This is a genomic window from Extensimonas soli (genome assembly GCF_029211265.1).
In the GTDB taxonomy this organism is placed as follows: domain Bacteria; phylum Pseudomonadota; class Gammaproteobacteria; order Burkholderiales; family Burkholderiaceae_C; genus Extensimonas; species Extensimonas soli.
In genome coordinates this window covers 88313-101171 of record NZ_JARGEL010000023.1, presented here as the reverse complement: position 1 = coordinate 101171, position 12859 = coordinate 88313, and the positions used below count along the sequence as shown (strand labels likewise).

The following is a 12859-nucleotide window of genomic DNA, read 5'->3' as shown; positions in this document are numbered from 1 at the left end:
ATGGAAGAAAAAGCATTGTTCATACGGCCTCCGGCGTGCTGACGCGCGCAAAGCGCGGCGCGGGCGTGCGCGCGTCGCCCTGGTAAAACTCGGCAAAGCGGCGCAATTGGCGCTCGGCGGCGGCCCAGTCGGTGTCGTCTGGCAGCACGGCGCTGCTGAAGCCGCAGCGCGCCATTTGCAGCAACTGGTCGATCAGCACCTCGCCCGTGACGCACAAGTCGCCCGCGAAGTGGTAGCGCCGGCGCAGCAGCATGGCCTGGCTGAAGGCGCGACCGTCGGTGAACTTGGGAAAGTGCAATTCGATGCGCTCCACGCCTTCGAACGCACCCGCCGCGGCCAAATCGGCGAGCTCGGCGTCGTTCGCGATTTGCAAGGTTTTTGGGCCGTTTGCGCCCGTCTGGTGGGCGCTGGCAGCTATCAATTTGATCATTTTGGGGCTGGGGTCGGGTTCAAACCGGGGTTCATGCGGCGCTGGTTTCGGCGGCGTGTGCAGTGTGCGCGGCGCGGTGTTCGCCCAGGCGTGCGCCGTTCGCCGCGGTCTTGAAGGGCTCGTGGCCGACGCGGCGCAGCGTGGCGATGAAGGGCTCGGCCGCATGCAGGCGCAGCGCACGGTAGCTGTCCAAAATCGCCTCGACCACGCCCGGCACTTCGGCCGCGCTGAACGAGGGCCCGACCACCTTGCCCGGCGTCGCCGGCCCCGAGAGCGCCGAGCCGTCCGAGCCACCCAGCGTCACCTGGTACCACTCCTTGCCGTCTTTGTCGACGCCCAGAATGCCGATGTGCCCGCTGTGGTGGTGCCCGCAGCTGTTGATGCAGCCGCTGATGTGCAGGTCTATGGGCCCGAGGTCGCTGACCTCGTCGATGTCGGCAAACAGTTCGGCGAGCGCCGCGGCGATCGGGATCGCGCGCGCGTTCGCGAGCGAACAAAAATCCCCGCCGGGGCACGCGATCATGTCGGTGAGCAGCCCGATGTTGGGCTGCGCGAGGCCCAGCGCGCGCGCCTCTTCGTACAGCGCGGGCAAATCACTTTGGTGCACCCAGGGCAGCAGCAGGTTTTGCGCGTGCGTCACGCGCGCCTCGCCCGCGCTGAAGCGCTCGGCCAGGTCGGCGAGCGCCTGCAGCGAGTCCGCACCTGCGTCACCCGGCGCCCAGCCCGCGCGCTTGAACGACAGCGACACCGCGGCGAGCTGCGGCAGCCGGTGCGTGTGCACGTTTTGCTTGCGCCACCGCTGGTACGCAGCGCCGGCCGTGTCGGTGCTGCTGGGCAGATTGGCGGGCGCGAGCGGCGGCACGGCAAAGCCCGCCTGCACGCGCGCGAGCTCGGCATCGCTGATGGTGTGCGGCGCACCGTCGTGCGTGACGATGGCCTGGTATTCGGCCTCCACCGCGTCGATGAAGCGCTGCCCCTCGGCCTTGACCAGCATCTTGATGCGCGCCTTCCACTTGTTGTCGCGCCGCCCATACTGGTTATAGACGCGCACCACAGCCTCGGTGTAGTTGAGCAGCTCGCGCCAGGGCAAAAATTCGCGCACCACGGTACCGATGACCGGCGTGCGCCCCATGCCGCCGCCCACGCTCACGGCAAAGCCCACGCCACCCGAGTCGCTGCGCACCGCACGCAGGCCGATGTCGTACCAGCCCGTGGCGGCGCGGTCTTCGGCGGCGCCGCTGAAGGCGATCTTGAACTTGCGCGGCAAAAAGGCGAACTCGGGGTGCAGCGTGCTCCACTGGCGCAAAATTTCCGCAAATGGCCGCGTGTCCAGGATCTCGTCGGGCGCGATGCCCGCGAGCGCCTCGCAGGTGATGTTGCGAATGGCGTTGCCGCTGGTCTGTATGCCGTGCATCTGCACGCTCGCAAGCAAGTCCATCACGTCGGCCGCGCGCGCCAGGGGAATCCAGTTGAACTGCACGTTGGTGCGCGTGGTGAAGTGCGCGTAGCCCCACTTCAAGGGCGGCGCCGCGAGCGTGAGCCCCGGCTGCGAGGCCTGCAGCGCATCCTGCGTGGCCTGCGCCTGCGCGAACAGTTCGGCATCGGGCTGGTCGAACTCGCGGGCGATGCGCGCGAGCACGCGCAGCTGCGCGCTGCTGACCTCGCCATACGGCACGGCCACGCGCAGCATGGGCGCATGGCGCTGCACGTACCAGCCGTTTTGCAGGCGCAGCGGCAAAAACTGCTCATCGCTGAGCTGCCCGGTCTGCCAGCGCTGCAACTGGTCGCGAAACTGCGCGGCGCGCAGGCGAATGAATTCTTGGTCGAAAGCGGTGTATGGGTACATGAGACGTCTGCACGAAAGCACGGGCTGCGCGGGCACGCTGCGGCAGACTCGTGGGCCCATAGCCCACGACAAAGCCCGCCTACCTGCGCCGCACTTGGCATGTGCGGTGAATGTAGGCGGGCTTTTTATGAAAACAAACTACAGTTTTTTCTTGCGCTTATGTGGATAAGCTTATTTCTCCGCCCGGCACCACAATGGCAATCCCTTGTCTCCATCCTCCTGGAACCCGTTCATGCCCTTCACCGCGCTGCCACTGCCTCCTTGCGAACTTGGCGAGTCCCCTTTTTGGCACCCGCTGGAAAAGCGCCTTTACTGGTGCGACATCCATGGGTTTGCCGTGCATGCCTGGGAGCCGCAGACGGGGCGGCACTGGCGCTGGAACACGCCGTCCGAGCCCGGCTGTTGCGCGCCCATGCAGGGTGGGGGCGTGGCGTTGGGCTTGCGTGACGGCTTTTACGCGCTCGATGTGCAGACCGGCGCCCTCACCTGCATCGCCAGGCTGCCACCCGAGTCGCACGACCCGCAGCGGCTGCGCCTCAACGACGGGCGTTGCGACCGCGCGGGGCGGTTTTGGGCCGGCTCGGTGGTCAGCCCGCGCACGCAGCCCGACGCGGCGCTGTGGCGTCTGGACTGCCGCAGCGCGCCGTGCAGCCTGCAGCGCATGGCAGGCGACAACTACACCGCGAACGGCCTGGCCTTCAGCCCCGACGAGCGCTGGCTCTACTGGGCCAACACGCCCGCGCACCGCATAGACCGCTTTGCCTTCGACGCCGCAAGCGGCAGCCTGGGCGCGCGCACGCCCTGGGTGCAGTTTGCGCCGCCGCAAGACGGCGTGCCCTACGGCGGGCGGCCCGACGGCGCGAGTGTGGATGCGCAGGGCAACTACTGGGTCGCGATGTTTGAAGGCGCCTGCGTGCTGCAGCTCTCACCCACAGGCGCGGTGCTGCAGCGCCTGGCGACGCCCGTGCAGTGCCCCACCATGGTGTGCTTTGGCGACGAAGACCTGCGCACGCTGTACGTAACCTCGGCGCGGCGCGGGCGCCCGCCCGAAGAATGCACCGCCGCCGTGCCCGCGGGCGCGCTGCTGCGCCTGCGCGTGCAGGTGCCGGGGCTGCCGGTGAATTTCTTTCGCTCCACCGGTGCGGTGGCAGCGATGTGATGCGCCTGCGGCTTCACTCGCCCAGGTACGCGGCGCGCACACGCGGGTCGTCGAGCAGTGCCTGCCCCGGCCCGCTCATGGTGATCAGGCCAGAGTCCATGACGTAGCCGCGGTCGGCCAGGGCGAGCGCGCGGCTCGCGTTTTGTTCGACGAGCAAGATCGTCACGCCGAGCGCATACACGTCGCGCACCACTTCGAAAATCTTGTCCACCATGATGGGCGACAGGCCCATCGATGGCTCGTCGAGCAGCAGCAGTTTGGGCTGGCTCATGAGCGCGCGCGCCATGGCAAGCATCTGCTGCTCGCCGCCCGACATGGTGCCCGCGAGCTGGTCCTTGCGCTCGCGCAGGCGCGGGAAGATGCCGAACATGCGCTCGATGTCGGCCTTGATGCCGGCCTTGTCCTTGCGCGTGTAGGCGCCCATCTGCAGGTTTTCGACGATGGTCATGCGCGCGAACACGCCGCGCCCTTCGGGCACCATCACCAGGCCTTTGTGCACCAAGTCCCAGGCGCCCTTGCCGCGGATGCTCTCACCAAGATAGCGGATTTCGCCGTCGAAGGGCAGCGTGCCCGTGACGGCCTTCATGGTGGTGGTCTTGCCCGCGCCGTTGGAGCCGATCAGCGACACCAGCTCGCCCGCGCGCACTTCCAGGTCCACACCCTTGACGGCTTCGATGCCGCCGTAGGCCACCTTGAGCCCTTGCACCTGCAGCAGGATTTCGTTCGATGGTTCAGCCATGCTCAATGTCCTCCGGTGCCCAGATAGGCTGCTATCACTTTTTCGTTCTTTTGCACCGTGTCGGGCGTGCCTTCGGCGATCTGCTTGCCATAGTCGAGCACCGTGACGCGGTCGCACAGGCCCATCACCAGCTTCACGTCGTGCTCGATCAGCAAGATCGTGCGGTTGTCCTTGCGGATGCGATCTATGAGCGCGCGCAGCTGCACCTTTTCGGTTGCATTCATCCCCGCGGCGGGCTCGTCAAGCGCGATCAGCTGCGGATCGGTGGCAAGCGCACGCGCGATCTCCAGGCGCCGCTGGTCGCCGTAGCTCAGCGTGCGCGCCTTGAAGTCGGCAAGCTGCCCAATGCCCACGTAGTCGAGCAGTTCCTGCGCGCGCCGCGCGATCGCAGCCTCTTCGTCCTTGAAGCCCCTGGTGCGCAGCACTGCGCCGAGCAGCCCCGAGCGCGTGCGCACGTGGCGCCCGACCATGACGTTTTCGAGCGCGGTCATGTCGGCAAAAAGGCGGATGTTTTGAAAGGTGCGCGCGATGCCGGCCTTGGCGACCTCGTGCACCGCCGTGGGTTCGTAGGGCTTGCCGGCGAGCTCGAAGCTGCCACTGTCGGGCGTGTAAAGCCCGGTGATCACGTTGAAGAATGTGGTCTTGCCGGCGCCGTTGGGGCCGATCAGACCATACACCTGGCCGCGGCGGATGGTGATGCCTACGTCCATAAGCGCTTGCAGGCCGCCGAAGCGCTTGGACACGCCCGCGACTTTCAGCACCACGTCGTTCGATGTTGGTTCCGTCATAGGGGGAATTCTTTCGTTCGGTCGGGATGCTGAAATCAGGTTTTGTGCAACTGGCTCTTGCCATGCTCGGGCGCGGGCCACAGGCCGCGCGGGCGCAGCAGCATCACGATGATCATGGCCAGCGCGATGAGCAGCTGGCGCAAGATCGCCGAGTCCAGGCGCCCGTCGGTCATGCCTTGCAGCGGCCCCGCCACGTAGCGCAGCACTTCGGGCAGGGCCGCAAGCAGCACGGCGCCCAGCACCACGCCCGGAATGTGCCCTATGCCGCCGAGCACCACCATGGCGACGATCATCACCGACTCCATCAGGCTGAACGACTCGGGCGACACGAAGCCCTGAAAGCCCGCGAACATCACGCCCGCCACGCCGCCGAACGAGGCGCCCATGCCGAAGGCCAGCAGCTTCATGTTGCGCGTGTTGATGCCCATGGCCTTGGCGGCGATCTCGTCCTCGCGGATGGCCATCCAGGCGCGGCCTATGCGCGAATCCTGCAGGCGGTAGCTCACGAACACGCTGAACACCACGAGCACGAGGAACAGGTAGTAGTAGAGCGTGACCGAGGAAATATCGAAGCCGAACAGCTCCAGGCGCTTGCCCAGGTTCAGGCCAAAAAGCTGGATCGAATCGATCTGGCCCATGCCCTTGGGGCCGTTGGTCAGGTTGATGGGGTGATCGAGGTTGTTCAGGAAGATGCGGATGATCTCGCCAAAGCCCAGCGTCACGATGGCCAGGTAGTCACCGCGCAATTTCAGCGTGGGCGCACCCAGCAGCACGCCAAACAGCGCCGCGACCAGCGCCGCGAGCGGCACCGCGATCCAGATCGAAAAATGCAGGCCGTTGGGGAACAGCGCCGCGAAAGTGGCGAAGTTGTCGCTGAGCTGCGGCGAGGCGATGAAGCCGAACAGATAGGCGCCCACAGCATAAAAAGCCACGTAGCCCAGATCGAGCAGGCCGGCGTAGCCGACCACGATGTTCAGCCCCAGCGCGAGCATGACGTAGAGCAGCGCCAGGTCGGCAATGCGCACCCAGGCATTGCCGAAATACTGCAGCACGAAGGGCAGCACCAGCACGGCGATGGCGCCGATGATCCATTGCGCGGTTTTGTTGTTTTTCATGACATGCCTCTCAAGCGCGATCGGCCACGCGCTCGCCCAGCAGGCCCGAGGGGCGCAGCGTGAGGATGATGATGAGCACGATGAAGGCAAAGATGTCGGCGTAGTTGCTGCCCAGGATGCCGCCCGTGAGCGTGCCTATGTAGCCCGAGCCAATGGCCTCGATCAGGCCGAGCAGGATGCCGCCGACCACCGCACCGGCAAGGTTGCCTATGCCGCCGAACACCGCCGCCGTGAAGGCCTTGAGCCCCGGCAAAAAGCCCATGGTGTGCTGCGCCGTGCCGTAGTTGGAGGCGTACATGATGCCCGCAATGGCCGCGAGCACCGCGCCGATGATGAAGGTGGCCGAAATCACCATGTCGGGCTTCACGCCCATGAGCGCCGCCACGCGCGGATTTTCGGCCGTCGCGCGCATGGCGCGGCCCAGCTTGGTGTAGTTCACGAGATAGACCATGGCCGCAAGCGCCACCACCGTCACGCCCAGAATCAGTATTTGCATGGAGGTGATCACGGCGCCGCCGAATTCCACCGGTTGCGCGGGCAGCAGCATGGGATAAGGCTTGTAGTTGGGCTTCCAGAGGATCATGGCCAGCGTCTGCAGCAGGATGGACATGCCTATGGCCGTGATCAGCGGCGCCAGCCGCGGGCTGTTGCGAAGGGGGCGGTAGGCCACTTTTTCGATCACGAAATTGAGCGCCGCCGCCACAGTGCAGGCGATCAGCGTCGCAAGCAGCAGAATGAGCCAGCCGGGCGCGCCGGGCATGGCCTGCTGCATCCAGCCGATGCAGCTCCAACTGGTGAGCGCGCCCACCATGAGCACCTCGCCGTGGGCGAAGTTGATGAGCTGGATGATGCCGTACACCATGGTGTAGCCCAGGGCTATCAAGGCGTACATGCTGCCCAGAACCAGACCGTTGATGATCTGCTGCAGCAAGATGTCCATAAAGAGTCCTTCGTTGGTAACGTGGGGTGGTCGTGCACCAGGCGCGGGATAGGCGCCTGGGCCTGCAAAACGTAGCAAAAAACCCGCCAGGTACGATGCTGTGCGGGTTTCGGGTGGGTGCGATTGTAGTCAGCGCATCGGGGGCTGTTACAGCCGCATGACACGGGGTTTTCCCCGTGGCCGGCAGCCCCACACAGGGGCGCTCACCCTTCTTCGCCGGTCTGCGCAGTGCCTTGCGCCTGCGCGGCTGCATTGCGCGCAGCGGCATTTTGCGCCCGCAAATCGCGCAGCTTTTGCGCAATCTTGATCTCGAGGCCGCGCTCCACAGGGGCGTAGAAATGCGGTTCGGCCATGCCTTCGGGCAGGTAGCGCTCGCCCGCGGCGAAGGCGCCCTCCTCGTCGTGCGCGTAGCGGTAGTCCTTGCCGTAGTCGAGCTGCTTCATGAGCTTGGTGGGCGCGTTGCGCAAATGCAGCGGCACGGGGCGCGTGCCGTCTTTTTGCACCCAGGCGCGCGCCGCGTTGTAGGCGCGGTACACCGCGTTGGACTTGGGCGCCACGGCCAGATAGAGCACGCATTCGGCCAGCGCCAGCTCGCCCTCGGGGCTGCCCAGGCGCTCGTAAACCTCGGTGGCGTCGAGCGCGAGGCGCAGCGCGCGCGGATCGGCCAGGCCCACGTCCTCGCTCGCCATGCGCACCATGCGCCGTGCGATGTAGCGCGGATCGACGCCGCCGTCGAGCATGCGCACGAGCCAGTACAGCGCCGCGTCGGGGTCGGAGCCGCGCACCGCCTTGTGCAGCGCACTGATGGTGTCGTAGAACTGCTCGCCGCCCTTGTCGTAGCGGCGCAGCTGCTGACCCAGCACCTGCAAGAGCCAGGCGTCGGTGATCTGCGCGCGCTGCTCCTGCGCGGCTGCGATGGCGAGCGTTTCGACCGTGTTGAGCAGGCGGCGCGCATCGCCGTCGGCATAGGCGACGAGGCGCTCGATTGCTTCTTCTTCGATAGCTGGTAGCGCTTGCTGCGCCTGGGCCAAGGCCAGAATTTGCTTCAAATCGGCGGGCGTGAGCGGCTGCAGCACATAGACCGCGGCGCGCGACAGCAGCGCCGAGTTGACCTCGAACGAGGGGTTTTCCGTGGTCGCGCCGATGAAGGTGAAGAGTCCGCTTTCGACGTGCGGCAAAAAAGCGTCCTGCTGGCTTTTGTTGAAACGGTGCACTTCATCGACGAACACGATGGTGGCGCGCGGCAGCAGGCCCGCGCGCGCCGCTTCGGCCTGCTGCACGGCGTCGCGGATGTCCTTCACGCCACCGAGCACGGCGCTGATGCTGATGAACTGCGCGTCGAATGCCTCGGCCATGAGCCGCGCGATGGTGGTCTTGCCCACGCCCGGCGGCCCCCAGAAGATGCAGCTGTGCGGCCGCCCCGACTCGAACGCCAGGCGCAGCGGCATGCCCGGCCCGAGCACATGCTGCTGCCCGATCACGTCGGCGAGCCGGCGCGGACGCAGGCGCTCGGCCAGCGGCTGGTGCATGCGGGGGGCAGCGACAGGGCTGGCGGAAGGGTTGGCAGAAGGGTTGGAAGAAGGGGCGCTCATGGCCTCATCCAGGCGGGCAATGACACGGCTTTGCGCACCCTCACTGCTGCAGCACGTCCGCCCCCGCAGGCGGCTTGAAGGCGAAGGTGCCTGGCGGCAGCGCGGGCAGGCTCTGCACGTGGCTGAAGCGGATCAGCGAGCGCTGGCCGAAGCTGTCGAGAATGTCCAGCGCCGCGAGCTGTTCGCCCGCAAAACCCACGCGCACGCGCTGCAGCTGCCCGTCCTTGGTTTTGGGCGTGGCCTGCACCCATTCGAGGCCGTCCTGCGCGGGCGCGTCTTCGAGCGTGAACTGCGCGCGCAGCGCAGCCAGGTCGGCCGCGGACGCGAGCAAGGCCGCGGGCGTGCTGCCCAGCGCATCGGCCTGCTTGCGCTGCGTGACCTGGTTCAAGTCCACGTCATAGAGCCACAGCGTCTGCCCGTCGGCCACGATGGTTTGCGCGAATGGCTTTTGATAAACGAACTTGAAGCGCCCCGGGCGCTGGAAGGCGAAGCTGCCGCTCGAGGTCTTGCTGCGCGCGGCCTGCCCGTCTTTCGCGGGCATGGTCACGACCTGCGTGAATTCGGCCTGGCCGGCCTGCGTGTTCTGCAGAAAATTTTCCAGGCTTTTCAGGCCGCTAGCGCTTGCCAGTTGTGCACAAGCAGCTATCAAAACAGTAACTATCGATCTCTTCAACACATCACTCCTCGCGCCCGGCGGGCACAAGCACGTCGCGCTGGCCACTCGTGGTCAGGCTGCTCACCAGGCCGGCTTTTTCCATGTCCTCGAGCAAGCGCGCCGCGCGGTTGTAGCCTATGCGCAGCTTGCGCTGCACGTACGAGATGCTGGCCTTGCGGTCCTTGAGCACAATGGCCACGGCCTGGTCGTACATGGGGTCTTTTTCGCCGCTTTCACCCCCTTCGCCAAAGGCATCCACCTCGCCCTCGACGCTGCCGCCTTCGAGCACGCCGTCGATGTAGTCGGGCTCGCCCTGGCTCTTGAGGTAGCTGACCACGCGGTGCACCTCCTCGTCGCTCACGAAGGCGCCGTGCACGCGGATCGGCAGGCCCGTGCCGCTGGCCATGTAGAGCATGTCACCCATGCCCAGCAGCGCTTCGGCGCCCATCTGGTCGAGGATGGTGCGGCTGTCGATCTTGCTGCTCACCTGGAAGGCGATGCGCGTGGGGATGTTGGCCTTGATCAGTCCCGTGATCACATCGACGCTGGGGCGCTGCGTGGCCAGAATCAGGTGGATGCCCGCGGCGCGCGCCTTTTGCGCGAGGCGCGCGATCAGCTCCTCGATCTTTTTGCCCACCACCATCATCAAATCGGCGAGCTCGTCGATCACCACCACCAGGTAGGGCAGGCGCTGCAGCGGCTCGGGCTCCTCGGGCGTGAGGCTGAAGGGGTTGGCGATGGACTCGCCGCGCGCCTTGGCCTCGTCGATCTTGGCGTTGTAGCCCGCGAGGTTGCGCACGCCCAGCTTGCTCATGAGCTTGTAGCGCCGTTCCATCTCGCCCACGCACCAGTTGAGGCCGTGCGCGGCCTGCTTCATGTCGGTGACCACGGGCGCGAGCAGGTGCGGGATGCCCTCGTACACCGACATTTCGAGCATCTTCGGGTCGATCAGCAGCAGACGCACGTCGCGCGCCTCGGCCTTGTAGAGCAGCGACAGAATCATGGCGTTGAGCCCGACCGACTTGCCCGAGCCCGTGGTGCCCGCCACGAGCGCATGCGGCATCTTGGCCAGGTCGGCCACCACGGGCTTGCCCACGATGTCCTTGCCCAGGCCCATGGTGAGCAGCGACTTGGCCTCGTGATAGACCTGCGAGCCCAGAATTTCCGCGAGCCGGATCGACTGGCGCTTGGCATTGGGCAGCTCCAGCGCCATGTAGTTCTTGCCCGGAATGGTCTCGATCACGCGGACGGACACCAGGCTCAGCGAGCGCGCCAGGTCCTTGGCCAGGCCGACGATCTGCGCGCCCTTCACCCCCGTGGCCGGCTCGATCTCGTAGCGCGTGATCACGGGCCCGGGCATGGCCGCCACCACCTGCACCTCGACGCCAAAGTCGCGCAGCTTTTTCTCGATCAGGCGGCTGGTCATCTCCAGCGTCTCGGGCGCGACGGTTTCCTGGCGCTGCAGGGGCGCATCGAGCAGATCGACCTGCGGCAGCGGGCTGTCGGGCAACTCGTTGAACAAGGGCTTTTGCCGCTCTTTCACCACACGGGCGCTGGGCGGCGCCTGTTCCTGCTGGGGCTCGATGATCTGCACGGGCTGCGGATGCGCCACCTCGACTTCGCTGCGCTCTTCGCGCACCACCTCCTCGCGCTCGCGCGCGGCGCGTCGGCCCTCGGCCATGTCCTGCGCGGCCTCACGCGAGCTGCGGCGCGACTGCACCAGCGCGTCGATGCGCGCCCCCAATGCCTCGGCCACCGAGCCCCAGGAAAAATCCAGCACCAGCGCCGCACCGAGCACCATGCCCACGATGCCCAGCAGCGCCGAGCCCGTGGCGCCGAACCACTTTATCGCCAGCGGACCTGCCACGGCCCCGAGCACGCCGCCCGCGCTCCCCGGCAGCCAGTGCTCCAGCCGGTACAGGCGCGACCACTCGAGCGCCGTGCTCGCAGCCAGCAGCAGCACCAGCCCGCCCCAAAACAACGCACGCCGCTGCCACGCCGGAGCCTCGCCAGACGTCTGCGCGCCGCCGCGCATCCAGCGCGCCAGCGCCGCCATCCAGGCGCGCAGCGCAGCGAGCGCGCACCACCAGACGGAAAAACCCAGCAAAAAATAACTGCCATCGGCCAGCCACGCCCCCACGCGCCCGCCCCAATTCGCCACCACGCCATTGCTGCCAGAGCCCGAAGTGGACCAGGCGGCGTCCTGGTGCGCATAGCTCAACAGCGCCAGCAACCAGAACACCAGCAGCACAAAGCCCACGAAAAGGCCGAATTCGTAACCAAAGCGCGCAGCCCCCGAGCGCGGGGCCGGGCCGGAGCGGGATGAGGCATTCAAGGTGTTGAGCGAGTACGTCATAGGCAGGTAATCAGCAGGCAATGAGCTTACCCGATGCGCAGGCGCCGCCGACGCCATAAGGTAAGTTCCATAGTGGAGCTTGGCCGTATCCTCAATGAGAGACGCAATCTATAGAGAAAATTCAGGCGTTGGCGTGCGCCATCGATGGCTGCCGCGACGTGAAACCACGCTTGGCCGGCATCTTTGCCGATCAATGTGCCGCTGCACATCAGGCAACCTGGCCGACGTCAGCGAAGGCAACAGCCTGCTGCACGGGCAGGAAACGGATGTGTTTGCAGATTCGGGCTACCAGGGTGCCGACAAACGTGCCGATGCCAAGCCCTGCCACAAGCGGCACGTGGCCATGCGCCCGGGCAAACGCAAGAAACTGGACAAAGACAACAACCCGGTGGATGCGCTGATCGACAAGGTCGAGCGGATCAAGGCCAGCATCCGGGCCAAGGTGGAGCATCCGTTTCGCGTGATCAAGCGCCAGTTCGGCTTCACGAAGGTGCGCTACCGGGGGCTGAAGAAGAATACCATGCAGATCAAGATCACCAAAATTCCAGCATCAGGACGCCAATAATCTTTTTATTTTAGGATTTATGATCCGGCCGCATTGACCGTTTCCCATAGCAAACGCATAGAAAACGCTATCAATAAAATGCCCATCAGCCGTTCAAACCAGGGCCCAATGCGCAGGAACCGCTCACGAACAGGCGGGCTTGTAAATACAAAACTGACTAATACGAACCATGCTGCATTCACAAAGCACATCCAGCCGCCATAGAGAATCTGAATGCGCAGCGGTGTCGCCGCGCTCACCACTGTCGTGAATACGGCCAAGAAGAAGAGCGTTGCTTTGGGATTGGTTGCATTGGTCAGGAAACCCAGTGCAAACGATTGGCGAAAACTCATGGCGCCGTCCTTGTTGTCCGCATCCATGGGGATACCTGATGTATGGGCGCCGGCCTTCCAGATGAATACGAAACCAACGTAGAGCAGGTAGGCCCCACCCAGAATCTCTGCCAATCGCAGTAACCAAGGCGTGGCATGCATCAGTGCGCCAACGCCGAGCAATGTGTAAACCACATGTACCGAAATACCCGCGCCAATGCCAACCGCCGTGCCAATCCCGGCTCTTCGCCCATGGCGCACGCTTTGACGAATCGTTACAGCAAAATCCGGCCCTGGTGCCACGACTGCAAGAAAGTGAATTATGGCGAGTGCAAGGAACTCCCGCATGTAATCAGATGCCAC

11 protein-coding genes and 1 pseudogene are annotated in these 12859 nt (G+C 65.6%); 2 read left to right on the top strand and 10 right to left on the bottom strand.

Going from position 1 to position 12859, the window contains the following annotated elements; translation table 11 throughout:
- Positions 1–19: 19 nt before the first annotated feature.
- A complete protein-coding gene (locus PYV55_RS10645; RefSeq protein ID WP_407066793.1) occupies positions 20–427 on the bottom strand; it encodes a DUF934 domain-containing protein in 408 nt (135 codons plus the stop codon).
- A gap of 34 nt (positions 428–461) precedes the next feature.
- On the bottom strand, positions 462–2276 hold the full coding sequence (locus tag PYV55_RS10640; protein ID WP_275850894.1) for a nitrite/sulfite reductase: 1815 nt from the start codon (positions 2274–2276) through the stop codon (positions 462–464).
- Positions 2277–2508: 232 nt separating this feature from the next.
- On the opposite strand from PYV55_RS10640, the gene PYV55_RS10635 reads away from it, so the two are divergent.
- Positions 2509–3435, top strand: a complete 927-nt coding sequence (locus PYV55_RS10635) for an SMP-30/gluconolactonase/LRE family protein (RefSeq protein WP_275850982.1) — start codon at positions 2509–2511, stop codon at positions 3433–3435.
- 13 nt (positions 3436–3448) lie between these two features.
- Here the strand turns inward: PYV55_RS10635 and PYV55_RS10630 are convergent, their stop codons facing one another.
- The 7 genes from PYV55_RS10630 to PYV55_RS10600 all read right to left on the bottom strand — a co-directional run bounded on the left by PYV55_RS10630 (position 3449) and on the right by PYV55_RS10600 (position 11620).
- Entirely contained in the window at positions 3449–4174 is a 726-nt protein-coding gene (locus PYV55_RS10630) for an ABC transporter ATP-binding protein (RefSeq protein WP_275850892.1), read from the bottom strand.
- Between the two features lie 2 nt (positions 4175–4176).
- Positions 4177–4962: an ABC transporter ATP-binding protein gene (locus tag PYV55_RS10625; protein ID WP_275850890.1), complete on the bottom strand. Its 786-nt coding sequence runs from the start codon at positions 4960–4962 to the stop codon at positions 4177–4179.
- A 35-nt stretch (positions 4963–4997) separates the two neighbouring features.
- Positions 4998–6077, bottom strand: coding sequence for an ABC transporter permease subunit (locus PYV55_RS10620; RefSeq protein WP_275850887.1), 1080 nt, complete (start codon positions 6075–6077; stop codon positions 4998–5000).
- Between the two features lie 10 nt (positions 6078–6087).
- Complete coding sequence (locus PYV55_RS10615) at positions 6088–7017, bottom strand: branched-chain amino acid ABC transporter permease (RefSeq protein WP_275850885.1); 930 nt, start codon at positions 7015–7017, stop codon at positions 6088–6090.
- A 203-nt stretch (positions 7018–7220) separates the two neighbouring features.
- Positions 7221–8609: a replication-associated recombination protein A gene (locus PYV55_RS10610; protein ID WP_275850882.1), complete on the bottom strand. Its 1389-nt coding sequence runs from the start codon at positions 8607–8609 to the stop codon at positions 7221–7223.
- 40 nt (positions 8610–8649) lie between these two features.
- Complete coding sequence (gene lolA / locus PYV55_RS10605) at positions 8650–9282, bottom strand: outer membrane lipoprotein periplasmic chaperone LolA (protein ID WP_275850879.1); 633 nt, start codon at positions 9280–9282, stop codon at positions 8650–8652.
- Positions 9283–9286: 4 nt separating this feature from the next.
- Positions 9287–11620, bottom strand: a complete 2334-nt coding sequence (locus PYV55_RS10600; protein WP_275850877.1) for a DNA translocase FtsK — start codon at positions 11618–11620, stop codon at positions 9287–9289.
- 199 nt (positions 11621–11819) lie between these two features.
- Between PYV55_RS10600 and PYV55_RS10595 the strand changes: the two are divergent.
- Positions 11820–12185, top strand: a pseudogene (locus PYV55_RS10595) (transposase); the annotation flags it as partial.
- A gap of 17 nt (positions 12186–12202) precedes the next feature.
- On the opposite strand, the gene PYV55_RS10590 reads toward PYV55_RS10595, so the two are convergent.
- Entirely contained in the window at positions 12203–12859 is a 657-nt protein-coding gene (locus tag PYV55_RS10590) for a LysE family translocator (RefSeq protein WP_275850874.1), read from the bottom strand.

Bases quoted from the DNA above. Each gene is read 5' to 3' on its own strand.
- PYV55_RS10620 (WP_275850887.1), bottom strand. From the start codon at position 6,077: ATGAAAAACAACAAAACCGCGCAATGGATCATCGGCGCCATCGCCGTG.
- PYV55_RS10635 (WP_275850982.1), top strand. From the start codon at position 2,509: ATGCCCTTCACCGCGCTGCCACTGCCTCCTTGCGAACTTGGCGAGTCC.
- PYV55_RS10615 (WP_275850885.1), bottom strand. From the start codon at position 7,017: ATGGACATCTTGCTGCAGCAGATCATCAACGGTCTGGTTCTGGGCAGC.
- PYV55_RS10625 (WP_275850890.1), bottom strand. From the start codon at position 4,962: ATGACGGAACCAACATCGAACGACGTGGTGCTGAAAGTCGCGGGCGTG.
- PYV55_RS10630 (WP_275850892.1), bottom strand. From the start codon at position 4,174: ATGGCTGAACCATCGAACGAAATCCTGCTGCAGGTGCAAGGGCTCAAG.
- PYV55_RS10610 (WP_275850882.1), bottom strand. From the start codon at position 8,609: ATGAGCGCCCCTTCTTCCAACCCTTCTGCCAACCCTTCCGCCAGCCCT.
- PYV55_RS10600 (WP_275850877.1), bottom strand. From the start codon at position 11,620: ATGACGTACTCGCTCAACACCTTGAATGCCTCATCCCGCTCCGGCCCG.
- PYV55_RS10640 (WP_275850894.1), bottom strand. From the start codon at position 2,276: ATGTACCCATACACCGCTTTCGACCAAGAATTCATTCGCCTGCGCGCC.